Source organism: Nitrospirillum karajorum (assembly GCF_036348415.1).
Taxonomy (GTDB): Bacteria; Pseudomonadota; Alphaproteobacteria; order Azospirillales; family Azospirillaceae; genus Nitrospirillum; species Nitrospirillum amazonense_B.
In genome coordinates this window covers 1110784-1137017 of record NZ_JAZBQB010000001.1, presented here as the reverse complement: position 1 = coordinate 1137017, position 26234 = coordinate 1110784, and the positions used below count along the sequence as shown (strand labels likewise).

At 67.5% G+C, this 26234-nt stretch carries 28 protein-coding genes; 21 read left to right on the top strand and 7 right to left on the bottom strand.

All coding sequences use genetic code 11. The features are described from left to right. Positions 1-22: 22 nt before the first annotated feature. The 7 genes from UCD39_RS05015 (at position 23) to UCD39_RS04990 (ending at position 4741) form a co-directional block, all read left to right on the top strand. Positions 23-442 (top strand): ribulose bisphosphate carboxylase small subunit, encoded by a 420-nt coding sequence (locus UCD39_RS05015; RefSeq protein ID WP_145728823.1) that lies wholly within the window; start codon positions 23-25, stop codon positions 440-442. 16 nt (positions 443-458) lie between these two features. Beyond that, entirely contained in the window at positions 459-1406 is a 948-nt protein-coding gene (gene cbbX, locus UCD39_RS05010; protein WP_330494975.1) for a CbbX protein, read from the top strand. Continuing rightward, positions 1403-2053, top strand: a complete 651-nt coding sequence (rpe, locus tag UCD39_RS05005) for a ribulose-phosphate 3-epimerase (protein WP_330494974.1) — start codon at positions 1403-1405, stop codon at positions 2051-2053. The genes cbbX and rpe overlap by 4 nt, the downstream gene beginning before the upstream one ends. 285 nt (positions 2054-2338) lie before the next feature. Next, the gene (locus UCD39_RS28445) at positions 2339-2869 is read left to right on the top strand and encodes a tlde1 domain-containing protein (RefSeq protein WP_442943564.1); all 531 of its coding nucleotides are present in this window, start codon (positions 2339-2341) and stop codon (positions 2867-2869) included. A 1-nt stretch (position 2870) separates the two neighbouring features. After that, on the top strand, positions 2871-3098 hold the full coding sequence (locus tag UCD39_RS05000; protein WP_330494973.1) for a hypothetical protein: 228 nt from the start codon (positions 2871-2873) through the stop codon (positions 3096-3098). Positions 3099-3249: 151 nt separating this feature from the next. Then, the gene (locus UCD39_RS04995; protein ID WP_330494972.1) at positions 3250-4272 is read left to right on the top strand and encodes an SPFH domain-containing protein; all 1023 of its coding nucleotides are present in this window, start codon (positions 3250-3252) and stop codon (positions 4270-4272) included. Between the two features lie 10 nt (positions 4273-4282). Then, entirely contained in the window at positions 4283-4741 is a 459-nt protein-coding gene (locus UCD39_RS04990; RefSeq protein WP_330494971.1) for an NfeD family protein, read from the top strand. Positions 4742-4767: 26 nt separating this feature from the next. On the opposite strand, the gene UCD39_RS04985 is transcribed toward UCD39_RS04990, so the two are convergent. After that, positions 4768-6369 (bottom strand): alkaline phosphatase D family protein, encoded by a 1602-nt coding sequence (locus tag UCD39_RS04985; RefSeq protein ID WP_330494970.1) that lies wholly within the window; start codon positions 6367-6369, stop codon positions 4768-4770. A gap of 374 nt (positions 6370-6743) precedes the next feature. On the opposite strand from UCD39_RS04985, the gene UCD39_RS04980 reads away from it, so the two are divergent. The 7 genes from UCD39_RS04980 (at position 6744) to UCD39_RS04950 (ending at position 14260) form a co-directional block, all read left to right on the top strand. Beyond that, positions 6744-7751, top strand: a complete 1008-nt coding sequence (locus tag UCD39_RS04980) for a BMP family lipoprotein (protein WP_330494969.1) — start codon at positions 6744-6746, stop codon at positions 7749-7751. Positions 7752-7870: 119 nt separating this feature from the next. Then, positions 7871-9427, top strand: a complete 1557-nt coding sequence (locus UCD39_RS04975; RefSeq protein ID WP_330494968.1) for an ABC transporter ATP-binding protein — start codon at positions 7871-7873, stop codon at positions 9425-9427. Then, complete coding sequence (locus UCD39_RS04970; RefSeq protein ID WP_330494967.1) at positions 9424-10548, top strand: ABC transporter permease; 1125 nt, start codon at positions 9424-9426, stop codon at positions 10546-10548. The genes UCD39_RS04975 and UCD39_RS04970 overlap by 4 nt, the downstream gene beginning before the upstream one ends. Positions 10549-10566: 18 nt before the next feature. Next, entirely contained in the window at positions 10567-10977 is a 411-nt protein-coding gene (locus UCD39_RS04965) for an ABC transporter permease subunit (RefSeq protein WP_330494966.1), read from the top strand. Between the two features lie 17 nt (positions 10978-10994). Next, positions 10995-11540 (top strand): ABC transporter permease, encoded by a 546-nt coding sequence (locus UCD39_RS04960; protein ID WP_330494965.1) that lies wholly within the window; start codon positions 10995-10997, stop codon positions 11538-11540. A 117-nt stretch (positions 11541-11657) separates the two neighbouring features. Beyond that, positions 11658-13655 carry a bifunctional 2',3'-cyclic-nucleotide 2'-phosphodiesterase/3'-nucleotidase gene (locus UCD39_RS04955; RefSeq protein ID WP_330494964.1) on the top strand — a complete coding sequence of 666 codons (1998 nt, stop codon included), beginning with the start codon at positions 11658-11660 and terminating at the stop codon, positions 13653-13655. 26 nt (positions 13656-13681) lie between these two features. Then, a complete protein-coding gene (locus UCD39_RS04950; RefSeq protein WP_330494963.1) occupies positions 13682-14260 on the top strand; it encodes a nucleoside 2-deoxyribosyltransferase in 579 nt (192 codons plus the stop codon). A 74-nt stretch (positions 14261-14334) separates the two neighbouring features. On the opposite strand, the gene UCD39_RS04945 is transcribed toward UCD39_RS04950, so the two are convergent. Together UCD39_RS04945 and UCD39_RS04940 are read right to left on the bottom strand one after the other, a co-directional pair. Continuing rightward, a complete protein-coding gene (locus UCD39_RS04945; RefSeq protein ID WP_145728797.1) occupies positions 14335-14568 on the bottom strand; it encodes a hypothetical protein in 234 nt (77 codons plus the stop codon). Between the two features lie 312 nt (positions 14569-14880). After that, positions 14881-15147 carry a hypothetical protein gene (locus UCD39_RS04940; RefSeq protein WP_330494962.1) on the bottom strand — a complete coding sequence of 89 codons (267 nt, stop codon included), beginning with the start codon at positions 15145-15147 and terminating at the stop codon, positions 14881-14883. Between the two features lie 407 nt (positions 15148-15554). Here UCD39_RS04940 and UCD39_RS04935 point away from each other — a divergent pair, with 407 nt between their 5' ends. The 6 genes from UCD39_RS04935 (at position 15555) to UCD39_RS04910 (ending at position 21284) form a co-directional block, all read left to right on the top strand. Then, positions 15555-16013 carry a Csu type fimbrial protein gene (locus tag UCD39_RS04935; RefSeq protein WP_330494961.1) on the top strand — a complete coding sequence of 153 codons (459 nt, stop codon included), beginning with the start codon at positions 15555-15557 and terminating at the stop codon, positions 16011-16013. 314 nt (positions 16014-16327) lie between these two features. Next, the gene (locus UCD39_RS04930; RefSeq protein WP_330494960.1) at positions 16328-16789 is read left to right on the top strand and encodes a spore coat protein U domain-containing protein; all 462 of its coding nucleotides are present in this window, start codon (positions 16328-16330) and stop codon (positions 16787-16789) included. Between the two features lie 431 nt (positions 16790-17220). Beyond that, a complete protein-coding gene (locus tag UCD39_RS04925) occupies positions 17221-19302 on the top strand; it encodes a carbon starvation CstA family protein (RefSeq protein ID WP_330494959.1) in 2082 nt (693 codons plus the stop codon). Further along, a complete protein-coding gene (locus tag UCD39_RS04920) occupies positions 19302-19502 on the top strand; it encodes a YbdD/YjiX family protein (protein WP_330494958.1) in 201 nt (66 codons plus the stop codon). The genes UCD39_RS04925 and UCD39_RS04920 overlap by 1 nt, the downstream gene beginning before the upstream one ends. 78 nt (positions 19503-19580) lie before the next feature. Next, complete coding sequence (locus UCD39_RS04915; protein ID WP_330494957.1) at positions 19581-20366, top strand: exodeoxyribonuclease III; 786 nt, start codon at positions 19581-19583, stop codon at positions 20364-20366. Positions 20367-20495: 129 nt separating this feature from the next. Then, positions 20496-21284: a MerR family transcriptional regulator gene (locus tag UCD39_RS04910; protein WP_330494956.1), complete on the top strand. Its 789-nt coding sequence runs from the start codon at positions 20496-20498 to the stop codon at positions 21282-21284. Positions 21285-21351: 67 nt separating this feature from the next. On the opposite strand, the gene UCD39_RS04905 is transcribed toward UCD39_RS04910, so the two are convergent. The 4 genes from UCD39_RS04905 to UCD39_RS04890 form a co-directional block, all read right to left on the bottom strand. Next, complete coding sequence (locus UCD39_RS04905; RefSeq protein WP_330494955.1) at positions 21352-22902, bottom strand: efflux transporter outer membrane subunit; 1551 nt, start codon at positions 22900-22902, stop codon at positions 21352-21354. Positions 22903-23148: 246 nt separating this feature from the next. Then, entirely contained in the window at positions 23149-24414 is a 1266-nt protein-coding gene (locus tag UCD39_RS04900) for a Bcr/CflA family multidrug efflux MFS transporter (protein ID WP_330494954.1), read from the bottom strand. 250 nt (positions 24415-24664) lie between these two features. Then, positions 24665-24790 (bottom strand): hypothetical protein, encoded by a 126-nt coding sequence (locus UCD39_RS04895; RefSeq protein ID WP_276509109.1) that lies wholly within the window; start codon positions 24788-24790, stop codon positions 24665-24667. Between the two features lie 229 nt (positions 24791-25019). Beyond that, on the bottom strand, positions 25020-25298 hold the full coding sequence (locus tag UCD39_RS04890) for a hypothetical protein (protein ID WP_330494953.1): 279 nt from the start codon (positions 25296-25298) through the stop codon (positions 25020-25022). A gap of 410 nt (positions 25299-25708) precedes the next feature. Here UCD39_RS04890 and UCD39_RS04885 point away from each other — a divergent pair, with 410 nt between their 5' ends. Next, positions 25709-26188: a YchJ family protein gene (locus tag UCD39_RS04885; RefSeq protein ID WP_330494952.1), complete on the top strand. Its 480-nt coding sequence runs from the start codon at positions 25709-25711 to the stop codon at positions 26186-26188. Positions 26189-26234: the final 46 nt, after the last annotated feature.

Below are 26234 nucleotides of genomic sequence, written 5' to 3'. Positions count from 1 at the left end.
ATCAGAGAGTGAGGAAATCATCATGCGCGTCACCCAAGGAACCTTCTCCTTCCTGCCCGACCTGACGGATGAGCAGATCACGGCCCAGGTGCAGTACTGCATCGACAACGGCTGGGCGGTGAACATCGAATTCACGGACGACCCTCACCCCCGCAACACCTACTGGGACATGTGGGGCATGCCCATGTTCGACATCCGCGACGCCGCTGGGGTGATGGGGGAACTGGCCTCCTGTCGCAAGGTCTATGGCGACCGCTACATCCGCATCTCCGGCTTCGACGCCAGCCACGGGTGGGAGAGCGTGCGCCTGTCCTTCATCGCCAACCGGCCGGCCAACGAGCCCGGCTTCGGCCTGGAACGCCAGGAACATGACGGGCGGCGCGTGCGCTACAGCACCCGCGCCTATGCCGCCCAATTGCCGGAAGGGGAGCGGTATTCGTGATGGCCGCCCCCTCCCGTTGAAAGCCGTCCCGCCGGAGGCCGCCGCGGCCCCGGCGGCCCCCGGTGCCGTGGATTTGCGCGCCGACTTCGAAGCCTCCGGCCTGCCGGAAATCTTCGATCAGCTGGACCGGGAGATGGTGGGTCTGGCGCCCATCAAGGGGCGGCTGCGCGAGATCGCCGCCCTACTGCTGGTGGACAGGGCGCGCCAGCGCTTTGGCCTGGCGGTGGGCGCCCCCACCCTGCACATGAGCTTCACCGGCAACCCAGGCACGGGCAAGACCACCTTGGCGCTGAAGATGGCCGCCATCCTGCACCGGCTGGGCTATGTCCGGCGCGGGCACCTGGTGACCGTCACCCGCGATGATCTGGTGGGCCAGTACATCGGCCACACCGCGCCCAAGACGAAGGAGGTGCTGAAACGCGCCGCCGGCGGCGTGCTGTTCATCGACGAGGCCTATTACCTCTACCGGCCGGAGAACGAGCGCGACTATGGCCAGGAGGCCATCGAGATCCTGCTGCAGGTCATGGAGAACCAGCGTGACGACCTGGTGGTCATCCTGGCCGGCTATGCCGACCGCATGGACCGCTTCTTCCAGGCCAACCCCGGCTTCCGCTCCCGCGTGGCCCACCATATCGACTTCCCCGACTATGGCGAGGCAGAGCTGCTGGAAATCGGGGAGCGGCAACTGGAGAGCATGAACTATCGCTTCAGCCCCCGGGCCAAGGCGGTGTTCGCCCAATACATCGCGCTCCGCCGGGGCCAGCCGCATTTCGCCAACGGCCGATCCATCCGCAACGCCCTGGACCGCGCCCGCCTGCGCCAGGCCAGCCGCCTGTTTCAGCGGGAGGACGGCCCCCTGTCCGTGGACGACCTGACGCTGATCGAGGCGGAAGACATCCTGGCCAGCCGGGTGTTCGCGGGCCGCCCGGACGGCCAGATGGAAGAGAAGGAAACGGCGCCATGACCCAGCCGCTGATCGCCCCCAGCATCCTGTCCGCCGACTTCGCCAGCCTGGGCGCCGAGGTGCGGGCCATCACCGCGGCGGGGGCCGACTACATCCATGTCGATGTCATGGACGGCCATTTCGTGCCCAACATCACCATCGGCCCCGCCGTGGTGAAGGCGCTGCGCCCCCATACCGACCGCCCTTTCGACGTGCATCTGATGATCAGCCCGGTTGATCCCTATCTGGAAGCCTTCGCCCAGGCCGGGGCCGACATCATCACCGTGCAGGCGGAGGCCACCACCCACCTGGACCGCACGCTGGAGCGCATCCGCGCCCTGGGCAAAAAGGCCGGGGTGGCGCTGAACCCCTCCACGCCGGAAAGCGCCGTCGCCTATGTCCTGGACCGGCTGGACCTGGTGCTGGTCATGACGGTCAACCCCGGCTTCGGCGGCCAGTCCTTCATCCCCGCCATGATCCCCAAGATCCAGGCCCTGCGCGCCCTGATCGGCCGCCGGCCCATCCAGATCGAGGTTGACGGCGGCGTGAACCCTGAGACGGCGCGCCTGTGCGCGCAGGCGGGGGCGGAGGTGCTGGTCGCCGGCTCCGCCGTGTTCCAGGGCGGAGCCGGCCACTATCAGGCCAACATCGCGGCATTGCGCGGATAGGTGGCAATATTCCACCCCCTCTAGTCGGGCAAGCGGGCACGGTTGGGAGAGGGGGCATGAGCAGGTCGCCCTGATCCGGCAACTAGGCCGGGACTGGATGGCGGGCGACGGCCCAACCAGCCTCTGATCACCCGCCTGCCGCAACTGGACTGCGTGCTGGGCGACGCCACCTACGCCGCCGCCAAGGCGCCCTGGATGGCGTTGGCGCGGGAGTGACGCACCTTCATTTTTCGATGGAATCGAACCCGCCCGAACCTTGCCGAGAAAGAACACCAAAATACGTTGATGAACACCGACCACCACAATGGGAGCGGGATAACCATCATGCCCGACCGTTATTCGTCAGAGCGAAGCGATCCCGTTATCCCCCTGTGTGGAAAGTCCGCCATATCCCTCAGTTTCAATGGACGGGTTTTGTCCATGAACGGAAGCCCGAAGGGGGGGTACACCTATTTTGGCGTATCCGGCAGACCAAATGACAATGGTGAGTTCGATTATTCAATCCCCCGACAGAGGATGAGACGAGAGGGACCCATCCCAGAGGGTCAGTATTGGATTGAGCCCTCTCAGATGTGGACCAATCACTGGTACAACCTCGCACCATCAGCTGCCTGGGGATTTCACCGGATTACGATCCACATTTACCCTGGAACTGAAACGTATGGTCGCGGTGGCTTTTTCATCCATGGCGGGACCCATCCCGGCAGCGCTGGATGCATAAACCTCCACGCGGACATGGAGCGATTTCTTGTTGATCTACAGGAGGTCGTGAAAGACGGGCCGGAATGTTATGTGCCTCTGTCAATAAGGTATTGATATGTATCGAAAAATTGTCGGAATAGCCCTACTTTTGGGCATCGTCGGCGTTGCCGCCTTCAACGCCCTGAACCTATGGGAGGCTTACGGCAACGGCCCCCCTTATTACGGCGGCACGACCAACATGGATAAATGGGAAAGCCCCTGGCCCATTCTGGCACCCGTTGATGGGGTGACGGTCGTTGTTGCGGCCATCTACATAATGGGAGCCAGAAGACGTAGGGTTTGAGAAATCACCCGTATCGCGTGCTCAGACCCGTCTTGGAATTACGCATCCGGGTCCAGATGCGCGAATTAGGAGCGGATGACTGTTGTTTCTGGCATGATGGTGGGGAATAGGCTGGCGCCTTCGGGCGGGCCACGAAGTGGGGAGAGACGCCTTGTCGCCATTCGGCGTGTTCGCCTTGGCCGTCCTGGCCTTCGCCATCGTTCTTGTCTACAGCGGCGTCAAGACAGTGCCACAGGGCATGGAATACACGGTGGAGCGGTTCGGGCGGTACACCCGCACCCTGAAGCCCGGCTTGGCCATCATCGTCCCGTTCTTCGACCGCATTGGCGCCCGGCAGACCATGCAGGAAGTGGTGCTGGACGTGCCGTCGCAGGAGATCATCACCAAGGACAACGCCATGGTGACGGTAGACGGCGTGCTGTTCTTCCAGGTGCTGGACGCCGCCAAGGCCAGCTATGAAGTGCGCAACCTGGACAGCGCCGTGCTGAACCTGACCATGACCAACCTGCGCACGGTCATGGGCTCCATGGATTTGGACGAGCTGCTGTCGCAGCGCGATGCCATCAACGCCCGCCTGCTGACCGTGGTCGACGCCGCCACCCACCCCTGGGGCGTGAAGATCACCCGCGTGGAAATCCGGGACATCCAGCCGCCGCGCGACCTGGTGGACAGCATGGCCCGCCAGATGAAGGCGGAACGGGAACGCCGCGCCCTGATCCTGGAGGCGGAAGGCCTGCGCCAATCCGCCATCCTGCGGGCGGAGGGCGAAAAGCAGTCCGCCATCCTGCAGGCCGAAGGCAAGAGGGAGGCCGCCTTCCGCGAGGCGGAGGCCCGCGTGCGCCTGGCGGAGGCGGAGGCCACCGCCACCCGCGTGGTGTCGGAGGCCATCGCCGGCGGCAGCGTGCAGGCCGTGAACTACTTCATCGCCCAGCGCTATGTCGACGCGCTGAAGGGCTTCGCCGCCAGCCCCAACCAGAAAATCCTGTTCATGCCCATGGAATCGACCGGCATCCTGGGCGCCCTGGGCGGCATCGCCGAACTGGCCAAGGACAGCTTCGCCGGCACGCCCGCCAACCAGGCCCGCCCCAGCGCCCCACCCCGCCGGACCGATCCGCCGCCCGCTCCACCCTCGGCACCGCCGACCGGCGGCCCGTGGGCAACGCCGGAGAGCTGAGGAGAAGGCCATGCCCGACTTCACCGCATGGACGGCCCACGCCTGGCACTGGTGGGCGGCGGGCGTCGCCCTGGCGCTGGTGGAAATGATCACCCCCGGCGTCGGCCTGCTGTGGCTGGGTGTGGCGGCCGTGCTGGTGGGGTGCGTGCTGTTCCTGGTCCCCACCCTGCCCCTGGTGGCCCAGGTGGTGCTGTTCGCCGTCCTCGCGGCCGCCTTGCTGGTCATCACCCGGCGCTGGCTGGGCCGAGGCGGCCCCGCTACACAGGCCTCGCCTGAGCGGCTGAATGAGCGCGGCGCCCTCTACCTGGGCCGTCTCGTCACCCTGGAAACCGCCATCGTCAACGGCCAGGGCCGCGCCCGCCTGGACGACGGCGCCTGGATCGTCCACGGCCCCGACGACCTGCCGGCGGGCGCAACCGTGCGGGTGGTGGGGCTGGATGGCACGGCGCTGAGGGTGGAGGCGGCGTAAGGCTGCATCCGCTTTAGTCTCAAGAGCTAAGCCGACTTCGCGCCCGGCTTGCCCGGTTCGACCACGAAGCTGGCGCGGGTGCTGATGGCGCCGCCGGGGGTGCTGACGCGGTCCATGACGCGGAAGTTGGCCGTCAGCTTGTCATGGCCGATGTCGCACATCAGATAGCCGCGCTGGTCGTTCATGAAGCGGATGTGCGGGTTGCCGCGCTGGATCTCTTCCTGGCGGGGGCGCTTGTCGGCGCCGTCGCCGCCGGAGCTGATGGAGGTGCCGACGAATTCGGTGGCGACGATGGGCGCCTTGTCGCCGCGGTAGTCGGCCTTGAGGTCGCCGACGAAATTCTGGTGCTCATCCCCCGTCAGGACCACCACGTTGTTCAGGCGGCGGTCGGCGATGTGGCGCAGCAGGCGCTGGCGCGGCTCGTGATAGCCTTCCCAACTGTCCATGTTGTAGATGGGGCCGTGCCAGGGCTCGCGGTTCATGGTCATCATCATCACCTGCTGGCCGATGATGTTCCAGCGCGCGCGGCCACGGTCCAGCCCCTCGAACAGCCAGCGCTCCTGCTCCTCCCCCATCACCTGGGCGTCGTCGTCGTCCTGGCCCTCGCAGGCGGGCTTGAAGCCGTCGCCGCAGGGCTGGTCGGTGCGGAACTGCCGCGTGTCCAGCAGGTGCAGGTCGATCAGGTTGCCGAAGGCCAGGCGGCGGTAAATCTGCATGTCCGGGCCCTTGGGCCAGGAGGCGCGGCGCAGGGGCATGTGCTCGTAATACGCCTGGGCGGCCGCCGCGCGGCGCAGCAGGAAAAATTCGGGCGGCGCGATGCCGGCGCCGTCGGTGGCGCCGGTCCAGTTGTTGTCGACCTCATGGTCGTCCCAGGTCACCATCCACGGGCAGGCGGCGCGGGCCAGTTGCAGGTCCAGGTCCATGGTGTACTGGGCGTAGCGGCGGCGGTACTCATCCAGCGAATAGGGTTCGTCGCCCAGGTGCTGCCGGGGGGTGGGGATGGCCAGGCCGCCGTAGCGGCTGCTCTCATGCGTCCGCACCCGGTTTTCGTAGATATAGTCGCCATAGTGGAAGACGAAGTCCGGCCGTTCCTCCGCCAAATGGCGGAAGGCGGTGTAATAGCCATCCTCGTAATTCTGGCAGCCGACCATGCCCAGGCGCACGCGGTCCACCTTGGCGCCCAGGGCCGGGGCGGTGCGGGCGCGGGCCACCATGCTGCGCTCCGCCCCCACGGTGAAGCGGTAGTAGTAATCGCGGCCCGGTTCCAGGCCCCCGACCTCGACATGGACGGCATGGCCCAGTTCCGGCCGCGCCACCTCGGTCCCGCTCTGCACGATGGTGCGCATGCGGTCGTCCGTCGCCACCTGCCAGTCCACCTCCACCGGCCGCTTGGGCATGCCGTAGCCGAACGCCAGCGGATCGGGCGCCAGCCGGGTCCACAGCACGAAGCCGTCGGGCAGCGGGTCGCCGGAGGCCACGCCCAGCGAGAACGGATCGTTGCTGAACGCCGCCTGCGCCAGGGCCGAGCCCATGGACGACGGCAGCAGGAAGGCCGTGGCCGCGGTCGCCCCGAAGGTTTTCAGCAAGGCGCGGCGGGTGGCCTCGGGAACAGGGCTGAACCGGGTCATGGGCGGGATCTCGACGGCTGGCGGGGCGAAGGGACGCCAAGGGACATGGCGCAAACGGGCGGCAGAGTGCCTGCCGGCAGGGGCCTGTCAACCCGGAAAACCCCACCCAGCCAGCCCGTCATGAAAGTGTCGCAAGCGGGCGCAACCCTGGCGTCAGCGGCCGGCGCAACCGCAGATGGCGCCCACGGCCACGCCGCCCTATCTTGACCATTTGGTCAGGATCAGCCAGGGTGCAGTCCCGTGCCGTGCCCCCGTGCGCCCCCGGCTTGCCGGAAGCTTGGGAAATGGACTAGGTTTCAGGTCGAGCAAGCGGTGCGGCCTTCCCGTTCGCCGCCCGTCAATCGAGTATGCCCCAAGGGAGGCAGGGACCCTTCATGAGTAGAGCGATCCGCGCGGCGTTGGCGGCGGCCGCCCTGTTGAGCTGCGCCTTGTCCGCCCCCAAAGCGGATGCCGCCTTCTTTCCCGGCGTGGTCTTCGATTATGGCGGCAAGTACGACAAGTCCTTCAACGAAGGCGTCCTGACGGGAATCGAGCGCTTCCGCCGTGAGACGGGCGTCCCCTACAAGGCGCTGGAGATCAGCAACGACGTCCAGCGCGAGCAGTACCTGCGCCGCCTGGCGGAGCATGGCGCCGACATCATCCTGGCCGTGGGCTTCAGCCAGGCGCCTGCGGTGGCCAAGGTCGCCAAGGAATTCCCGGAGATCAAGTTCACCCTGATTGACGGCGTGGTGAAGCTGCCTAACGTCCAGTCCATCCTGTTTTCCGAGCAGGAGGGGTCGTACCTGGTGGGCATGCTGGCGGCGTTGAGCAGCAAGACCCACACGGTGGGCTTCGTCGGCGGCATGGACATCCCCCTGATCCGCCGATTCGCCTGCGGGTATGAGCAGGGGGTGAAGGCCGTAGCCCCGGACGACCACATCATCACCAACATGGTGGGCACCACGCCCGCCGCCTGGTCGGACCCCACGCGCGGCGGCGAATTGGCCAAGAGCCAGTTCGACCGGGGCGTGGACGTGGTGTTCGCCGCCGCCGGGCAAAGCGGCATCGGCGTGCTGCAGGCGGCCAAGGATGCCGGCAAGCTGTCCATCGGCGTCGACAGCAACCAGAACCACCTGTTCCCGGGCTCCGTCCTGACCTCCATGGTCAAGCGGGTGGACGTGGCCGCCTACAACGCCATCAAGGCGGCGCAGGACGGCACCTGGCAACCCGGCGTGCGCACGCTGGGCCTGAAGGAGGACGGCGTGGGCTGGGCGCTGGATGAGAACAATGCCAAGCTGGTGACGCCGGAGATGAAGGCGGAACTGGACGCGGCCTCGGCGGAAATCCAGGCTGGAACCCGCAAGGTCGCCAATTACGACGAAACCAACGGCTGCAAGTACTGACGCCGCCCCCGCCACGCCTCGGGGCCCGCCCGTGCGCCCCCCAGACCCAGAGACCAGCCGCCCCGTGTCGCAGACCGTTCCCCCCGACTTCCCCGCAGCCGCAGCCGGGCCCCTGGGCCGTGGAACTGGTGGGCATCGACAAGCGCTTCGGCCCCGTCCACGCCAACAAGGCCGTGAGCCTGCGCATCCGCGCCGGGTCCATCCATGGCCTGGTGGGGGAGAACGGCGCCGGCAAGTCCACCCTGATGAGCATCCTCTACGGCTTCTACCAGGCCGACGAGGGGCAGATCCTGGTCAACGGCGCCGAGGCGCGCATCCGCGAGCCCAAGGACGCCATCAACCTGGGCATCGGCATGGTCCACCAGCACTTCATGCTGGTGGAGGAATTCACCGTGCTGGAAAACCTGATGCTGGGGGCCGAGGGCGGCCGCCTGCTGAAGGACGGCATCCGCAAGGCCCGGGCGGAGGTGGAGCGGCTGGAGAAAGCCTATCGCCTGGACGTGCCGCTGGACACCAAGGTCGCCGACCTGAACGTGGGCGTGCAGCAGCGGGTGGAAATCCTGAAGGCGCTTTATCGCGGCGCCCAGGTGCTGATCCTGGATGAGCCGACGGCCGTGCTGTCGCCGCCGGAGGTGCAGGACCTTTTCCGCATCCTGGACGCCTTGCGCGCCCAGGGCCGCACCATCCTGATGATCACCCACAAGCTGAAGGAGATCATGGCCATCACCGACGCCGTGTCGGTGTTGCGCCAGGGGGCGGTGGTGGCCAACTTCGACACCCGGGACACCAGCGAGGCCGCGCTGGCCGAAGCCATGGTGGGCCGCCGCGCCAACCCCGTCGTCCGCCGGCCGGGGGCGCCCGCGGGCGCGCCGCTGCTGACGGTGGAGGATCTGAGCGTGATCGACGAGCGCGGGGTGGAGCGCCTGAAGGGCGCCACCTTCCGCGTGCGGGCCGGGGAGATCGTGGGCGTGGCCGGCGTGGCCGGCAATGGCCAGTCGGAATTGCTGGAGGCACTGTCGGGCATGACGCCGTTCCAGCGCGGCCGCTTCCACATCAATGGCCGTGACGTGACGCCGGATGCCCCCATGGACCCGGCCCAGGCCCGGCGCCAGGGCATCGCCCATGTGCCGGAGGATCGCCTGCGCCGCGCGGTGGTGAAGCCCTTCCCCGCCTTCCAGAACGCCCTGTTGGGCTATCAGGACGACCCGGCCATGGCCGACGGCCCGCGCCTGAACTGGAAGCGGGTGGCCGCCGCCACCGCCCGCCTGATGGAGGATTGGGACGTCCGCCCCCGCCAGCCGTCCCTGCGCACCTCGCTCTTTTCTGGCGGCAACCAGCAGAAGCTGGTGCTAGGCCGGGAGATGGAGCGCGACCCCAACGTGCTGCTGGTGGGGCAGCCCACCCGGGGCGTGGACATCGGCGCCATCGAGTTCATCCATCGCCGCCTGCTGACCATGCGCGACGCCGGCAAGGCCATCCTGCTGGTCTCCGCCGAGCTGGAGGAGATCATGGCCCTGTCCGACCGCATCCTGGTGATGTGCGACGGCGCCATCACCGGCGAGCTGGCGGCCGAGGATGCGACCGAGGGACTGATCGGCCGCCTGATGGCCGGCATCACCGACGATATGGAAACAGAGACGGGCCCGCGCGCCGACGCGGCCGGAGGGGCGGCATGAGCGCGTCAACCAATTCCGACGGCCTGCCGCGTTGGGCCACGCTGGCCCTGCTGCCGGCCATCAACCTGGGCGCCGCCCTGGTGGTGTCGTCCCTGGTCATCCTGGCCATCGGCCAGGACCCCGTTTCCGCCCTGGCCTTCATGGTCAAGGGGGCGGTGGGCAGCGGCACGGGCCTCAGCTACACCCTCTATTACGCCACCAGCCTGATCTTCACCGGCCTGGCCGTGGCCATCGCCAACCATGCCGGCCTGTTCAATATCGGCGGCGAGGGCCAGGCCTATGTCGGCGGCCTGGGCACCGGCCTGGTGTGCCTGGCGCTCAGCGGCTGGCCCTGGTACGCCGTGCTGCCGGTGGCGGTGCTGGCGGGCGCCCTGTTCGGCGCGGTGTGGGGCCTGGTCCCAGGCTATCTGCAGGCCTATCGCGGCAGCCACATCGTCATCACCACCATCATGTTCAACTTCCTGGCCAGCGCCCTGATGGTCTATCTGCTGGGCGGGCCGCTGATCGAGCATGGCCAGATGGCGCCGGAAAGCCGGGAGTTCGCCGAGAGCACCTTCCTGCCGGCGGTGAAGGAGATCGCGGCCGCCCTGGGGTACCGCACCCCCACCCTGCCGCTGAACCTGTCGCTGATCCTGGCGCTGCTCTGCGCTGGCGGGGTCTGGTTCCTGATCTGGCACACCCGCTGGGGTTTTCAGATGCGCACGGTGGGCGCCAACGAGGCGGCGGCCCGCTACGCCGGCATGAACGCCCGCACCACCATCGTCGTCGCCATGGCCATTTCCGGCGCCCTGGCCGGCCTGGTCGGCATCAACGAGCTGCAAGGGGTGCAGCACCGCGTCACCCTGAACTTCCAGGCCGGCATGGGCTTCACCGGCATCGCCGTGGCCCTGATGGGCCGGGGGCACCCGGTGGGCATCGTCCTGTCGTCGCTGCTGTTCGGCGCCCTGTACCAGGGCGGGGCGGAACTGTCGTTCGAATACAATGAGATCAGCCCGCGCCTGGTGGTGGTGATCCAGGGCGTGGTCATCCTGTTCTCCGGCGCCTTGGAGCACATGTTCCGCCCGGCGCTGCTGCGCCTGTTGAAGCCCAAGGCCCCGGCCGCCGCCGGCCAGCGCGCTTAAAGATCCGGGGAAGAGATCATGGACGATACCACCCTGTGGATCGTGTCGCTGCTGGCCAGCACCGTGCGCCTGGCGACACCGCTGGTGCTGGCGGCACTGGCCGGCTTTTATTCCGAGCGCGCCGGCGTGGTCGACATCGGCCTGGAAGGCAAGATGCTGACCGGCGCCTTCGCGGCCGCCGCCACCGCCACCGCCACCGGGTCGCCTTGGGCGGGCCTGGCGGCCGCCATCGCGGCATCGCTGGTGCTGGCCCTGGTGCACGGCTTCGCCTGCATCACCCACCGCGGCGACCAGGTCGTGGCCGGCGTCGCCATCAACACCATCGCCGCCGGCCTGACGGCCGTGCTGGCCAACGCCTGGTTCGACCTGGGCGGCCGCACCCCGTCGCTGGACGGCACGCAGCGCTTCCTGGGCCTGCATTTCCCCTGACCGACGCCCTGCGCGGCGTGCCCCTGCTGGGCCGCCTCTATGGCGAGGTCGTGGGCGGACAGAACCTGCTGGTCTACCTGGCGGTCCTGGCCGTGCCCCTCACCTCATGGGTCGCCTACCAGACCCGCTTCGGCCTGCGCCTGCGGGCGGTGGGGGAAAACCCGGCCGCCGTGGACACGGCCGGCATTTCCGTGCCCTGGCTGCGCTATCGCGCCGTGCTGATCACCGGCGCCTTGTGCGGTGTCGCCGGCGCCTATCTCTCCATCGCGCAGGGCGCCGGCTTTCAGGAGAACATGACCGCCGGCAAGGGATACCTGGCGCTGGCCGCCCTGATCCTGGGCAAATGGCGGCCCTATCCCACCCTGGCGGGCTGCCTGCTGTTCGCCGCCACCGACGCCTTGCAGGCGCGTCTGCAGGGCGTGGCCCTGCCGGTGGTCGGCGCGGTGCCGGTGCAGATCATCGAGGTGCTGCCCTACATCTTGACCGTGCTGCTGCTGGCCGGCTTCGTCGGCAAGTCCATCCCGCCCAAGGCGGCCGGCCAAGCCTATGTCAAAGATCGCTGAGCGACCTACATCAAGGCGGGCGCCAATCGTCTTGATGTAACAGCGCACCTGTAAAGCCAGGGCGGGGCCGGACGCCGGCCCCGCCATTTCCCCGACGCCGATGAAGGACGCCCCGCCATGCCCGCCCGCCGCCGCCTGGCCGCCCTGCTGTTGACCGGTAGCATGCTGATCGGGACCGTGACCGCGACGGCGCAGGAGGTGCGGCCCGACCAGATCGACGTGCAGATCCTGTCGACGACCGACCTGCACATGAACCTCATGGATTACGATTACTACGCCGACAGGCCGGATCCCGGCGTCGGCCTGGTGCGCGTGGCCAGTCTGATCCGCAAGGCGCGGGCGGAAAAACCCAACACCCTGCTGGTGGATGCCGGCGACCTGATCCAGGGTACGCCCATGGGCGATTATGTGGCCCGCGTCCAGGGCCTGGGACCGGGCAAGTTCCAGCCCATCATCGCCGCCATGAACGCCCTGGGCTATGACGCCGCCGTCATGGGCAACCATGAATTCAACTTCGGCCTGGATTACGCCGTCGCGGCGGAGAAGGAGGCCAAGTACCCCGTGCTGGCCGGCAACGTGAACCGGGTGGAGGATGGCCAGCCGCTGTTCCCCGCCGGAATCATCCTGGACCGGCAGTTCACCGACGGCGCCGGCGCCAAGCACACGGTGCGGGTGGGCGTGGTCGGCGTGCTGACGCCCCAGATCGTGCTGTGGGACAAGGACAAGCTGGAGGGCAAGGTCACCACCGCCGACATCGTGGAGGTGGCGGCCAAGACCGCCCGCGACCTGAAGGCCCAGGGGGCCGACGTGGTGGTGGTGGTGACGCACAGCGGCCTGTCGGGCGCGCCCTACCAGAAGATGGCGGAGAACGCCGGCGTCGCGGTGGCCGCCATCCCCGAGGTGGACGCCGTCGTCACCGGCCATTCCCACCGCGTCTTCCCTGGGGCCGACTATGCCAACCTGCCGGACGCCGACATCCCGCATGGACTGATCCATGGCAAGCCGGTGGTCATGGCCGGATTCTTCGGCGACCATCTGGGCGTGATCGACCTGATCCTGTCCGCCGACCCCAAGGCCCATGACGGCAAGGGCGGCTGGATCGTGGCCGGCGGCCATGCCGAAACCCGCGCTGTGCTGACGCGGGTGAACGGCAAGGCCACCCCGCTGGTGGAACCGGATGCGCAGGTGGCGGCCCTGGCCCAGGCCGCGCACCAGGCCACGCTGGACTATGTGCGCCAGCCGGTGGGCAAGAGCACCGGCCGCATCGAAACCTATTTCGCCTTCATCGCCGACCAGCCGGCCCTGGACATCGTGTCCGACGCCCAGCGCGCCTATGTGGCCAAGGCCCTGGCGGGGAGCCCCTACGCCGGGCTGCCCATCCTGTCGGCCGCGGCCCCGTTCAAGGCCGGCGGCAAGCCGGGGCCCGACTATTTCACCGACGTGGCCGCCGGGCAGATCAGCCTGCGCAACGTGGCCGACCTCTACCTCTATCCCAACATCGTCGCGGCGGTGAAGGTGACGGGCGCCCAGGTGCGGGATTGGCTGGAGATGGCGGCGCGGGTGTTCAACCGCATCGACTCGGCCAAGAAGGAAGCCCAGATGCTGGTGAACCGCGCGGTTCCCAGCTTCGACTTCGATGTCATCGATGGCGTCACCTGGCGGGTCGATCTGACCCAGGCGCCCCGCTTCGGGGGCGATGGCAAGCCCTTGCCGGGCGACAACCACCGCATCGTCGACCTGCGCTATGAGGGCCGGCCGGTGAAGGACGATGAGGAATTCATCGTCGTCACCAACAACTACCGCGCCAATGGCGGCGGCAACTTCCCCGGCCTGGATGGCAAGAACATCGTCTATTCCGGGACGGAGACCATCCAGGAGATCATCGCCGACTATCTGCGCGGCGTCGGCACGCTGATGCCCAAGACCAACCACAGCTGGGGTTTCGCCCCCATCGCGGCGCCGGTGACGGTGCTGTACGACACCAACGCCAAAGCCGCCCCCCTGCTGACCAACTACCCCAACCTCAGCGACGCCGGCCCAGGCGAGGCGGGGCTGGAGCTGTTCCGCGTCGACCTGTCGCCGACGGCGCTGGCCGGCCAGGCCCTGGGCAAGTGAGGATCGGTCGGATGGGGGACGGGGGCATGCGGGTCAGGAAGAAAGTGTGGCGGGCCTACCTGGCGGGGCCGGAGGTGTTCCTGCCCGACCCGGGTGCCGCGGCCGAGGCGCTGCGCGCCGTATGCGCGCGACATGGCATCGTCGGCGTCTTTCCCCTGGATGGCGCGGTCGCCCCCGCCCCTGGGGAGCTGCCGGCGGCGCACGCCGCCCGCATCCGCGCCGCCAACCTGGCGCTGATCCGGGAAACGGATCTGGTGCTGGCCAACGCCAGCCCCTTCCGGGGACCCTCCGCCGACGATGGCACCGCCTATGAGATGGGCTATGCCACGGCACTGGGGCGGCCGGTGTTCGCCTATACCGAAACGGCAGACAGCCTGCTGGAGCGCACGCGGGCCCACGGTCCCGTCATACGCGGCGATGACGACGCGTGGCGCGACCCGGCGGGACAGATGGTGGAGGATTTCGGCCTGGGCGCCAATCTGATGCTGGTGGACCCGGCGATCACCGCCTGGGGCGAGGCCGGCACCCATGGCCTGTACCAGGGCGCGGAGGCCGCCGTGGCGGCGGCGGCGGCCTGGATCACCGCGCAGCCCCCCAAGCCCTGAAATACGACGGCTGAAAACACGACAGCCGGGCCGTTGCCGGCCCGGCTGTCGTCGTTTCTACCGTTTCATGCGCATCAGGCGGCGTTCTGCGACACACCCATGCGGCGGAACCTATCGCTGTCCAAAACCACCTCAAGCGCGAGGCTCAGGCGATCACTGGCGCGACCATCGACCAGGAATTCGACATGGGGCGGATGGCCCGCCCGCTGGTGGATGGCGTGGACCAGCAGGCGACGCTTGGGCAGCTTCACCTCTTCCATCCATTCACCGGGTTTGGGCGGTTCGCCCCCGCGCCTTGACAACACCATAGCTTCCCTACTCCTTAACAGCCTCGGCGGTACACGCGCACGCGGCACCCCCGCGGGGTCGGCTCTTGAAACCCGGGCCGTTCGCCGGACCGGCCGCCCGGGGGTGGAACCCTTGGGCTGTCACGGTCAGCATAATCCAAATCAAATGCTAAGAGATATAGCTTAGGGGTACGTGGCGCCCTTGTCATCCGCCATCTTCCCCCCTTTCGCCATCCGGGGCCGCCAAAAGGGGCAGACCGGTGCGGAAAGTGGGTTGGGCATGGCCGCCGCCATAGGGAAATATCTCATATTTCCCAAATAGTTGCTCTATTCCTACCCTCCGCTCAACCAGCCGTCCCGCCAGGCGTCGGCATCCGCGACATCACCTAAAGAGCCAAGTGGGTCGGCTGCCTCGAAGGGATTAGCCAAAAGACTATGTCCCTCACGCCGAGCGGCACACCCCATGGCATAGGCGATGAGCAGATAGCCCATCAGTTCGCTGCCCAAACCGCCCGAACCGGAACCGGCCGGACCGGAACCGCCTGCCCCCGCCTGAGGGGAAGAGAGCGGCGCGGTGAGAACATCGGCGGTGATGGTCATGGGTGTTCTCCTCCCTGGCGCCTGTCGAGACGGGCAGTGCCATTGAGATACCGAAGCCCGCAGTTAGCGTCCTTGAGATGAATCAATCAGCGACCAACTGGTTCACCCAACGAAGTCCATAAAGCTGCGTAATGAGGAAACCAGGTTGGGGTTCGAGGTTGTTTGCATTATGCAATGCGTTGGTCACCAAACTATTCAAAAGGCGCGATGCGTATCGCAGCGCAAAAGGTTAAATTCCGCATCGCATTGTAGGACAGCATCGCGACACCCACGCGATGCATCATGTTAGTTAATTGAAATTAATACATTCATGGCGACTCGGTGAAAATTGGCATGCCTCGTGCTTATAACGGGACATGAACCAAACGGGCAAAGCCCACCCCGAACCGATAAATAGGACTACCGCCATGATCCGCCGCATCGCCGCCGCTTCCGCCCTCGTCGCCGCCCTGATCTCCGCCCCGGCCCTGGCCGATACCTCGGGCAGCATCCGGCTCAGCGGCACGGTCGCGCAGACCTGCACCGTGGCGGTGACCGATGCCGGCGCCACCCTGAACATCCTGTCCGGCTCCAGCAACGTGGCGGTCGGCAGCGTGGTCGAGAACTGCAACGACGGCGCCGGCTATACCATCACTGTCGCCTCGGCCAACAACGGCACCCTGAAGTCCAGCGCCACCGGCGCCCAGGCCATCAGCTACACCACGACCTACGACGGCACCAGCGGCTCGGGCTCCAGCTTCGCCGTCACCCGCTCCGGCGCCCAGTTCAACAAGACCGCCGCCGTGTCCGTGACCGTCCCGGCCAACGCCCAGGCCATCGCCGGCAGCTACGCCGACACCCTGACCATCACCATCGCCGGCAAGTAAGCCGACCCCTTCTTCGCCGTGCCAGAGGGCGCCCCCGACCGGGGCGCCCTTTCGCGCGTCCGGGCCGACCCTGGCGAACGGCAAATCCTAATGCATTGATTCGCTTGCGTTCCTGGCCTTCCGCCCGCTGCGGAACGCAAGGGTTGGGCTGCCGCGCCCGACAGGCTCGGTCAGCATAAATCCGATATATTAACCTTATCAATACATTAACAAATTGGCCCAGCACGGCCCCGCTTCTGGCACCCCGTTTGCTGTTACCCCTCCCATCAAGCAAACGGGCAACAAGCCCTGCCGAACCGATAGGAACCACCGTCATGATCCGCTTCGCCGCCGCCGCCCTGATCGCCGCCGCTTCCCTGGCCGCCGCCCCCGCCTTCGCCGCCGCCAGCGCCTCGGGCACCATCCAGCTGAACAGCACCGTCGCCCAGACCTGCACCGTGGCCGTCACCGACGCCGGCGCCCAGCTGAACATCCTCTCCGGCTCCAACGCCGTCACCGTCGGCAGCGTGGTCGAGACCTGCAACGACGGCGCCGGCTACCAGATCAGCGTCACCTCCGCCAACGGCGGCACCCTGAAGTCCAACGCCACCGGCGCCCAGCCCATCAGCTACACCCCCATCTACGACGGCCAGTCCAGCGGCAGCAGCGTCAACGTCGTCCGCTCCTCCGCCCAGTTCAACAAGACCGCCACCGTCGCCGTCACCGTCCCCGCCAACGCACAGGCCATCGCCGGCAGCTACACCGACACCCTGACCATCACCATCCAGGGAAAGTGACGCTTCTTCCCCCAAAGCAAAACGGCCCCGCCTGGTCACCCAGGCGGGGCCGTTGCCATTTCGCCACCGCAGCAAAGGGTGCCGGCGCACGGCGCAATAAAAAACCCCGGCAGCCTCAAAGGCGCCGGGGTCGAGTTTAAAAGGGAGGAAAACGCAACCAAGTTGCCCTTCTGTTATCGCTCTTAACTATGAACAAATCCTTTACCGCAGCGCACAAAAATGGACCTCCCACCGAGGGTCGCCCCGCGAGGGCCGCCCCTGTCCAAGCGGCGAACGATCCTGTAATATCAAGGCCGTTAGCCCTGGCGTGGCACTGCAAAGCCCCGTCTGGACCCCCGTCGCGGTACGCCGGACAGGGGTTCACGGCTTAAGAGAATTCGGGGTACCCCCTTCGCCTGGGCTGGGGTGTGGGATACTTGGGAGGAAACGGAATGAACGGAACCGCCGGACGGCTCGTCTGGCTGATCGTGGCGCTTGTCGGCGCCGGATCGCTGGGCGTGGTCGCGCTGTCGCGCGGCGAAAGCATCAATGCGCTGTGGGTGGTTGTGGCGGCGCTGTGCACCTACACCATCGCCTATCGCTTCTACAGCCTGTACATCGCCAATGTCGCCCTGAAGCTGGACGGCGGGCGCGCCACCCCGGCCATCCGCCATAACGATGGCCTGGATTATGTGCCCACGGACAAATGGGTGCTGTTCGGCCACCACTTCGCCGCCATCGCCGGCGCCGGCCCCCTGGTGGGTCCCGTCCTGGCCGCGCAGATGGGCTATCTGCCCGGTACCCTTTGGATCCTGGTCGGCGTCGTCTTCGCCGGCGCGGTGCAGGACTTCATCGTCCTGTTCGCCTCCACCCGCCGCGACGGCCGGTCCCTGGGCGACATGATCAAGTCCGAAATGGGCACGGTGCCGGGCGTCATCGCCCTGTTCGGCGTGCTGCTGATCATGATCATCCTGCTGGCCGTGCTGGCGCTGATCGTGGTCAAGGCCCTGGCCGGCAGCCCCTGGGGCACCTTCACCGTCTTCGCCACCATGCCCATCGCCGTGCTGATGGGCGTCTATGGCCGCTTCATCCGACCCGGCCGCGTGGGCGAAATGTCGGCCATCGGCCTGGTCCTGCTGCTGCTGGGCATCATGGGCGGCCAGTGGGTGGCAGAGGATCCCGCCTGGGCCGCGGCCTTCACCTTCAAGGGTGAGACGCTGGCCCTGATGTTGATTGGCTACGGTTTCATCGCCTCGGTCCTGCCGGTGTGGCTGCTTCTGGCGCCGCGCGACTATCTGTCGACCTTCCTGAAGATCGGCACCATCATCGCGCTGGCGGTGGGCATCCTGATCGTCATGCCCGAGCTTCATATGCCGGCGGTCAGCCGCTTCGTCGACGGCAGCGGCCCGGTCTTCTCCGGCCAGTTGTTCCCCTTCCTGTTCATCACCATCGCCTGCGGCTCGGTCTCGGGCTTCCACGCCCTGATCTCGTCGGGCACCACGCCCAAGATGCTGGAGACGGAAACCCAGGCTCGCATGGTCGGCTATGGCGCCATGCTGGCCGAAAGCTTCGTCGCCATCATGGCTCTGATTTCGGCCTGCGTGCTGCACCCCGGCGTCTATTTCGCCATGAACACCCCCGCCGGCGTCATCGGCACCACGGTGGACCAGGCGGCGCAGGTCGTGGGCAACTGGGGCTTCGCCATCACGCCCGATGAGCTGGCCCAGGTGGCCAAGAATGTGGGCGAGTCGACCATCCTCAGCCGCGCGGGTGGCGCCCCCACCCTGGCCGTGGGCATGTCCACCATCCTGTCCAGCCTGGTGGGCGGCCAGTCCATGACCGCCTTCTGGTACCACTTCGCCATCCTGTTCGAAGCGCTGTTCATCCTGACCACGGTCGACGCCGGCACCCGCGTCGCCCGCTTCATGATCCAGGATCTGTTGGGCACGGCGGTGCCGGCCCTGCGGGTCACCCAGAGCTGGGGCGCCAACCTGCTGGCCACGGCCATCGCCGTTTCCGGCTGGGGCTATTTCCTGTACCAGGGCGTGGTCGACCCGCTGGGTGGCATCAACACGCTGTGGCCCTTGTTCGGCATCTCCAACCAGATGCTGGCGGCCATCGCCCTGATGCTGGGTACGGTCATCCTGTTCAAGATGAAGCGGGAGAAGTTCGCCTGGATCACCATCCTGCCCACCACCTGGCTGGCCATCTGCACGCTGACCGCCGGCTGGCAGAAGCTGTTCGATGACAATCCGGCCGTGGGCTTCCTGGCACACGCCAGGAAGTTCTCGACCGCCCTGGCCGACGGCAAGGTCCTGGCCCCGGCCAAGACGACGGAGGCCATGGCCCGGGTCATCACCAACGACTATGTCGACGCGACCCTGTGCGGCGTGTTCATGGCCGTGGTCGTTTCCATGCTGGTGTTCGGCCTGCTGAACATCCGCAAGGCCCTGGCCAACCCGCGCGCCACGACGCACGAGGTCGGAGCCGTCTCCCTCGGGGGTGGTGCCGCCGTCGCGGCCGGGGACGACTGATGGCGGCGCAGGCGCAAGCCCTTCCCTTCGCCAAGCTGGTGGCCCGCATGGCCAACCTGATGGTGGGGTTGCCGGACTACGACAGCTATGTCGAGCACCGGCGCCTCAACCATCCGGACCAGCCCATCATGTCGCGGGAGGCGTTCTTCCGCGAACGACAGGAGGCGCGGTACAGCGGCAAGGTCGGCCGCTGTTGCTGAACCCATCCAATTTGTTTACCGAGAGGGGGGCCCACGCGGCCCCCCTCTTCTTTGCCCGCGACCAACGAAAGCCCCAGCATGCGCATCATCTCCGCCAACCTGAACGGCATCCGCTCCGCCACCACCAAGGGCTTCTTCGAGTGGATGGCGGCCCAGGACGCCGACGTCGTCTGCGTGCAGGAGCTGAAGGCCCAGGCCGAGGACATGACGCCCCTGATGCTGGCACCCAGCGACGCCGCCGGCGCCCCCTATCATGGGTTTTTCCAATACGCGGAAAAGAAAGGTTACAGCGGCGTCGGCCTCTACAGCCGCAAGGCGCCGGACCAGGTGATCGCGGGCCTGGGGATCGAGGACATCGACGCCGAGGGCCGCTATGTCGAGGCGGTGTTCGGCAACCTGTCCGTCGTCTCGGTCTACCTGCCGTCGGGGTCAAGCGGGGAGCATAGGCAGGCCGCCAAGTTCGCCTTCATGGACCGCTTCCTGCCCCACATGGCCGCCCTGGCCCAGGCCGGTCGCCAGGTCATCATCTGCGGCGATTGGAATATCGCCCATAAGGAAATCGACCTGAAAAACTGGAAGGGCAACCTGAAGAACTCGGGCTTCCTGCCGGAGGAGCGCGCCTGGCTGTCCCGCCTGTTCGATGAACAGGGCTGGGTCGACGTCTATCGCCGCCTGTACCCCGAGGTGGGCGAGGAAGGTTACACGTGGTGGTCCAATCGGGGCCAGGCCTGGGCCAAGAACGTCGGGTGGCGCATCGACTACCAGATCGCCACGCCGGGCGTGGCCGCCACCGCCCAACGGGCCGCCATCTACAAGGACCAGCGCTTCAGCGACCATGCGCCGCTGACCGTGGATTATCTTTGAATCTTTCCTGAACGCATCCGCGCCTTCGAAGGGGCGAAAAAACCTCTTGAGCCGGACCCTGGGTCATACCCGCACCGTCCCTTATCGACGATGATCGGGGGCAAGATGGTGCGGACAAGGGTGGACAGTATGGCCAGGAAGCGGATGGCGGAACCGGTGCTGACGGCGGCGGAAGCGGCCGCGCGCACCGGGCTGACCGTCCGGGCGCTGCGGGTCTATGAGGCCAGGGGCCTGCTGGATCCGCCGCGCACGGATAAGGGCTGGCGGCTGTATGGGCCCCGGGAGTTCCAACGTCTGGGCATCATCCAGGCGCTGAAATCCCTGGGCCTGTCGCTGGCCGAAATCGCCCGGGTCCTGGCCGGCGACACCCCGTCGCTGCGGCGCGTGCTGGAGGTGCAGGCCGCCCTCTGGCGTGGGCGGCTGGCGGCGGCCCAGGCCGGGCTGGACCTGGTGAAACAGGCCCTGGCCCGCACGGATACGTCCCGCCCCGACGTCCCCCCGATCTCCGTCGATGATCTGTGCACTTTGATCCGGAGATTGAACATGAACACGATGCCTGAAACCCTGCGTACCGTCCTGGCCGAGGACTATACGGCCGAGGAACGCGCCACCCTGATGACACCCCGGGGCAGTGAGGCGGCCGTAGCCGAGGGTACACGCGCCTGGACCCAGCTGATCGCCGACATCCAGGCCTTGCGGCAGGCCGGCATTCCGGCCACCGATCCGCAAGCCCAGGAGGCCGCCCGGCGCTGGCAGGGCCTGGTGGCCGCCTTCACCCAGGGGGACGGGGCGGTGGCGCAACGCACCGCCGGCCTATGGCAAAAGGCCCTGGACCGCGACCCGCAAGGCCACGGCCTACCCTTCGACCAGGGCCTGTGGGACTATGTCGGCGCCGCCACGAAAGCGGCCCAGGCGTAGGCGCAAAAGAAAACCCGCCCTGGCCAGCGCCGGGGCGGGTTCTCCTTGAACTCAAGCCGGGTGGCGATCAGCGCGCGGCCTTGGCCTGGGACAGGAAGCTGCTGCCGTCATCCTGCCAGCCGCCACCCAGCGCCTTGAACAGGCTGACGCTGGCCTGCACCCGCGACAGCTTCACCTGGGCCAGGGTGTCCTGGGTGGACAGCAGGGTGCGCTGGGTGTCCAACAGGGTCTGCAGATCGGTCAGGCCGCCCTTGTAGCGGTCCTCCGCCAGTTCAAAGGCGCGCTGGCTCTGGGCCACGGCGTCCTTCTGCAGGCTGTACTGGTCCTGGTAGCGGTCGATGGAGTAGACGGCGCTTTCCACGTCGGACAAAGCGGACAGGGCGGCCTTGCGGTAATCCTCCGCCAGTTCGCGGTGCCGGCCTTCCGCCTGGCGCACCTGGCCCTCCAGCCGGCCGCCGGAGAACAGGCTCTGGGCCAGGTTGCCGCCCAGGCTGAACAGCAGGGTGGGGGCGTTCACCAGATGGGCCAGGGTCGCCGCCTCGACGCCGGTGCTGGCGTTCAGGGTGACGGACGGCAGCATCTGCGTCCGCGCCACCGTGATGTCGGCGCCGGCGGCGGCCAATTGCGCCTCGGCATAGCGGATGTCGGGGCGGCGGGTCAGCAGTTCGGCCGGGACGCCGGTGCCCAGGGCCGGGGGCTGCACATCGGCCAGGCCCCGGGCCTGGACGGTGAAGCCCTCCGGCGCCCGGCCCAGCAGGATGGCCAGGGCGTTCACCTGCGTGCGTTCCTGCTGTTCCAGGGCCGGCACGGCGGCGCGCTGGGTGGCCACGATGGACTTCTGCTGCACCAGGTCCAGCTGGCTGTCGGCGCCGGCGGCCACGCGAGCCTCGATCAAGGACAGCACATGCTCGGCATTTTCCAGGTTGCCACGCGCCACCGCCAGGCGGTCCCGCAGGGCCAGGATCTGGAAATAGGTCGACGCCACATTGCTGCTGAGCGACAGGGCAACCGTTTCGTTATCGAAACGGCTGGCGTCCAGGCTGAATTGCGCGGAATCGCGGCTGGCGCGGTTCTTGCCCCAGAAGTCGATCTCATAGCTGGCGGAAAGCGACGCCTGGTGCACATTGCTGGCATAGTCGCTGGCCGGCACGGAGGCCAGGCCGCGGGCGGCCGATCCCTTCATGTTGCGGCTGCCGGAGCGGGTGCTGCCCAGCCCAAGCTGGACGCTGGGCCACAAGGGGGCGCCGGCGATTTCCGCCTGGGCTTCGGCCTGGGCGATACGGGCGGCAGCGGCCCCCAGGTCGGGGTTGTCGGCCCGCGCCTGGGCCAACAACTGGGTCAGTTCGGGGGAGTTGAAACCCGACCACCAATCGGTGCTGGGCCAGGCGGCGGCGGCGGTGGTCACGGCCGCCGTCTTGGTCGTGCCATCCGCGACGCCGCCCTGGGTGGAGGTGGCGTCCCACTTGGACGGCATCACGAGGGTCTTGGCCGGGTCGGCTGGGGTTTCCCCGTCCAGCGCACAGGCCGCCAGCATCAGCGGCAGGAAGGCGACAGCCAGCCGGCGGAGCCGGAGAGGGGCGGCCGAGGACGGGGCGACGGGGGTGCGCGGCGTGGACATCTTGGAAACCTTCGATCCGGCAAAACGGTTTCGTCCCCCCGCACGGACGACAGCGCAAAGGCTGGGTGCAGGGGCTGGCGATAGGGAACGCATGTCAAGAAAGACCGGGTGCGCGGACGGGTTGGGTCGGGTTGCCCCCCGCCACGGCCCGCCACATCCGGTCCAATGCAATCGTGCAGTGGTTTAAGGCAAAGGCCGCCCGCGTCTCAGTGACGCGGCGCACATGTCACCGGGCGGCCGCCACCCTTAGCGGATCAGAAGGCGGTTGAAGACCAAACCCAGGATACCCAGCGCACCGATGATGGCGGCCATGGGCCAGGGCGTGCCATCGGCCGACCAGCCCACCAGCGTGCCCACCACCGCGCCGGTGACGAACTGGCTGGAGCCCATCAGCGCCGACGCCGTGCCCGCCATATGGGGGTAGGAGGCCAGGGCGCCGGCCGTGGCGTTGGCGCCGATCAGCCCGGTGAAGGCCATGAACAGGAACAGGCCGGCAACGATACCCCAGAGGCCCCCGGCGCCGGTCCAACCCGCGATGGCGAGCCCGATGCCGAACACGGCGATACAGGCGGAACCGAGGGCCAGCAGCCGGTCCGTGCCCAGGCGCAGCACCAGGCGGCTGTTGATCATGTTGACGATGATCATGCCGACGATGTTCAGGCCGAACAGCAGGCCGTACAGGCCGGCCGGCACCTTGAAATAATTGATGTACACGAAGGGCGTGCCGGCGATGTAAGCGAACATGCCGCCGTAGATCATGCTGGAGGTCAGTGCGTAGCCAAGGAAGCGGCCGCTGACCAACAGCTGCCCATAGTTGCGCAGCTGAGTCAGCCAGTGCGACTGCGCCCGCGTCGCCGGATTCAGGGTTTCCGGCTGCGATATCAGGCCGACCATGGCCACCAGGCCGAAGCCCGCCTGCACCCAGAAGATGGCCCGCCAATCCAGATAGGCCAGGACCTGGCCACCCAACAGCGGCGCCGCCATGGGCGCGATGCCCATGACCAGCATCATCATGGAGAACACGCTGGCGGCACGGTCGCGGTCGAACACGTCGCGGACCATGGCGCGGGCCAGGACGGGCGCGGCGCAGGCGCCCGCCGCCTGCACCGCGCGGCACAGGCTGAGGGTCGTGATGTTCTGGGCGGCGGCACAGCCGGCGCTGCCCACCAGATAGAGCAGGATGCCCACCAGGATGGGGCCGCGGCGACCGAAGCGGTCGCCCAGGGGACCCCAGAACAGCTGACAGAGGCCGAAGGCCAGGAAGAAGGCGGTGAGCGAGGATTCCACGCCCGCCTGGGTGATGCCCAGGTCATGGGCGATCTGCGGCATGGCCGGCAGGTACATGTCGACCGACATGGACCCGAAGGACATCAGCATGGCCAGCATGGCGACGAACCCCACGCCGCGCTGGGTTAGCAACCCGGTGCCCCGGCGTGTGCCCGTATCCACTTCCGAAACCGCAGACGTCCCGCCGGCCAGCGCCGTGCCCCGGACCACCTGTTCCACCGCCACGTAAACCCCCTGAGGCGGACCCGCCGCCCCCAAACACGCCGCCCCGGAAATCGCGGCCCAGTGAGCGATAATGATGGCGACAGCCCGCCCGCCAACCAATCCGGCCTTTGTGCGGATCAGCCCCGCGTGCGACGATGGGCCGTTCATCGCCGGTAAAAACAAAACCGGAGGCGCGGTTTCCCCGCACCTCCGGCCTTGGTGACCTGCGCCGGGCCCCTGGGTATTACCCAGGGACCTGACAGACGGGGTCTTAGTAATGGTACCAGTAGTGATGGTGGTAATAGGGACGCTCTTCGATCACGCAGCCGGACAGTCCGGCCAGCACCATCCCAGCCAGCACCAGCCGGGTCACGATGGAACGGGTTCGATCAGACATGATTTTTCTCCGGACTATCGGGCCGCGACCTGGAACGGGTTTGCGGCATGGGATAACTGTGGCGGCCAATTGCGACGACAAGACGGCGGCGGCGGGGCATGATCGGGCCCACGGGCGCGGCAGCCTGACGCAGCGGATGGGGAGGAAGGCGCGACGGGGCCCCGGATGGAAAAACGCCCGGCCCATCGCTGGACCGGGCGCCTTGGCAACCCCGCGCGACCGGATGGCCTTAATGGTGGACCCATCCGCCATGGCCACCCCAGTAATGACCGCCACCCCAATGGCCGCCCCCCCAATAATGGCCACGCCAATAGCCACCGCCGTGCCAATAGCCATGGCCCCAGCCGTAATAGGGGTAATAGCCGCCGACGCCGACGTAATAGGGATAGCCCCCATAATAATCGTAGTAGGGGTAGCTGGAATAAACGTAGGAGCCTGAATAGACAGGCGCGCTGTAGTAGCCGTCGGCCACGCAGCCGGACAGGCCGAGCAGCGCGGCACCGGCCACCAAACCCCTCAGAACGCGTTTGGCTGGTACGGACCAGGCATGTTTCGGCTGGGTCGCGGTAGCCGCGCCCGCCGTGGAAGCGATGTTGCCAGGCAAGGACATGGTTCGTGCACTCCCTGAAGGGATGGCGCCGCGGGCAAGGATGGGGTCGGCCTGATCAGGGGCGATGGTCGGCCCCGGCATCCGCCCTGGGCACGCATCCTGCTATGGTTAGGACATGAGCGCGGAGGCCGCCCCGCGCAAGTCCCCCGCGGCGCAGAGCTGGAGCGTCACCGTTGCGCGCAGGGTTTCGGCGCCCGGCCGCATCATCGCGGGCAAGCCCCGGCGCCTGCGCACTGGCGCCCGGCGGCGGTTTGCGGTATCTGCCTTGCGCAATCATTCCTTCTATCAGCCCTTGAGACGTCACGACGATGAGCCAGTGCCATTGCGGCAGCGCCCGCGCCTATGAAGATTGCTGCGGCCCCTATCATGCGGGCACCGCCCTGCCGCCCACGGCCGAAGCGCTGATGCGCTCGCGCTACTCCGCCTTCATCGTCCACAACATCGACTATCTGCAGAGCACGCTGCTGCCGGAGACGGCGGAGGACTTCAACCGCGAAGAGACCGAGCAGTGGGCCCGCGACAGCCAGTGGCAGGGCCTGGACGTGCGCTGGACCGAAGCTGGCGGCCCGGAGGACGATACCGGCAAGGTGGAGTTCGTGGCCCGCTTCAACTTCGAGGGCAAGGACTACCTGCACCACGAGACCAGCCGGTTCGAGAAGCGCGACGGCCGGTGGTATTATGTCGACGGCGCCATGGGCCCGCGCCCGCGCACGGCGGACAAGGTCGGCCGCAACGACCCCTGCCCCTGCGGCAGCGGCAAGAAATACAAGAAGTGCCACGGCGCCTGAGGTGCCGCGACACCAGCGTTTGATGCAGGAAAGCCCCACCGGGTCC

Coding starts and splice junctions, on each gene's coding strand:
- UCD39_RS05015 (WP_145728823.1), top strand. CDS start 23: ATGCGCGTCACCCAAGGAACCTTCTCCTTCCTGCCCGACCTGACGGAT.
- rpe (WP_330494974.1), top strand. CDS start 1,403: ATGACCCAGCCGCTGATCGCCCCCAGCATCCTGTCCGCCGACTTCGCC.
- UCD39_RS28445 (WP_442943564.1), top strand. CDS start 2,339: ATGAACACCGACCACCACAATGGGAGCGGGATAACCATCATGCCCGAC.
- UCD39_RS05000 (WP_330494973.1), top strand. CDS start 2,871: ATGTATCGAAAAATTGTCGGAATAGCCCTACTTTTGGGCATCGTCGGC.
- UCD39_RS04990 (WP_330494971.1), top strand. CDS start 4,283: ATGCCCGACTTCACCGCATGGACGGCCCACGCCTGGCACTGGTGGGCG.
- UCD39_RS04985 (WP_330494970.1), bottom strand. CDS start 6,369: ATGACCCGGTTCAGCCCTGTTCCCGAGGCCACCCGCCGCGCCTTGCTG.
- UCD39_RS04980 (WP_330494969.1), top strand. CDS start 6,744: ATGAGTAGAGCGATCCGCGCGGCGTTGGCGGCGGCCGCCCTGTTGAGC.
- UCD39_RS04970 (WP_330494967.1), top strand. CDS start 9,424: ATGAGCGCGTCAACCAATTCCGACGGCCTGCCGCGTTGGGCCACGCTG.
- UCD39_RS04965 (WP_330494966.1), top strand. CDS start 10,567: ATGGACGATACCACCCTGTGGATCGTGTCGCTGCTGGCCAGCACCGTG.
- UCD39_RS04955 (WP_330494964.1), top strand. CDS start 11,658: ATGCCCGCCCGCCGCCGCCTGGCCGCCCTGCTGTTGACCGGTAGCATG.
- UCD39_RS04950 (WP_330494963.1), top strand. CDS start 13,682: ATGCGGGTCAGGAAGAAAGTGTGGCGGGCCTACCTGGCGGGGCCGGAG.
- UCD39_RS04945 (WP_145728797.1), bottom strand. CDS start 14,568: ATGGTGTTGTCAAGGCGCGGGGGCGAACCGCCCAAACCCGGTGAATGG.
- UCD39_RS04940 (WP_330494962.1), bottom strand. CDS start 15,147: ATGACCATCACCGCCGATGTTCTCACCGCGCCGCTCTCTTCCCCTCAG.
- UCD39_RS04935 (WP_330494961.1), top strand. CDS start 15,555: ATGATCCGCCGCATCGCCGCCGCTTCCGCCCTCGTCGCCGCCCTGATC.
- UCD39_RS04930 (WP_330494960.1), top strand. CDS start 16,328: ATGATCCGCTTCGCCGCCGCCGCCCTGATCGCCGCCGCTTCCCTGGCC.
- UCD39_RS04925 (WP_330494959.1), top strand. CDS start 17,221: ATGAACGGAACCGCCGGACGGCTCGTCTGGCTGATCGTGGCGCTTGTC.
- UCD39_RS04920 (WP_330494958.1), top strand. CDS start 19,302: ATGGCGGCGCAGGCGCAAGCCCTTCCCTTCGCCAAGCTGGTGGCCCGC.
- UCD39_RS04915 (WP_330494957.1), top strand. CDS start 19,581: ATGCGCATCATCTCCGCCAACCTGAACGGCATCCGCTCCGCCACCACC.
- UCD39_RS04910 (WP_330494956.1), top strand. CDS start 20,496: ATGGCCAGGAAGCGGATGGCGGAACCGGTGCTGACGGCGGCGGAAGCG.
- UCD39_RS04905 (WP_330494955.1), bottom strand. CDS start 22,902: ATGTCCACGCCGCGCACCCCCGTCGCCCCGTCCTCGGCCGCCCCTCTC.
- UCD39_RS04895 (WP_276509109.1), bottom strand. CDS start 24,790: ATGTCTGATCGAACCCGTTCCATCGTGACCCGGCTGGTGCTGGCTGGG.
- UCD39_RS04885 (WP_330494952.1), top strand. CDS start 25,709: ATGAGCCAGTGCCATTGCGGCAGCGCCCGCGCCTATGAAGATTGCTGC.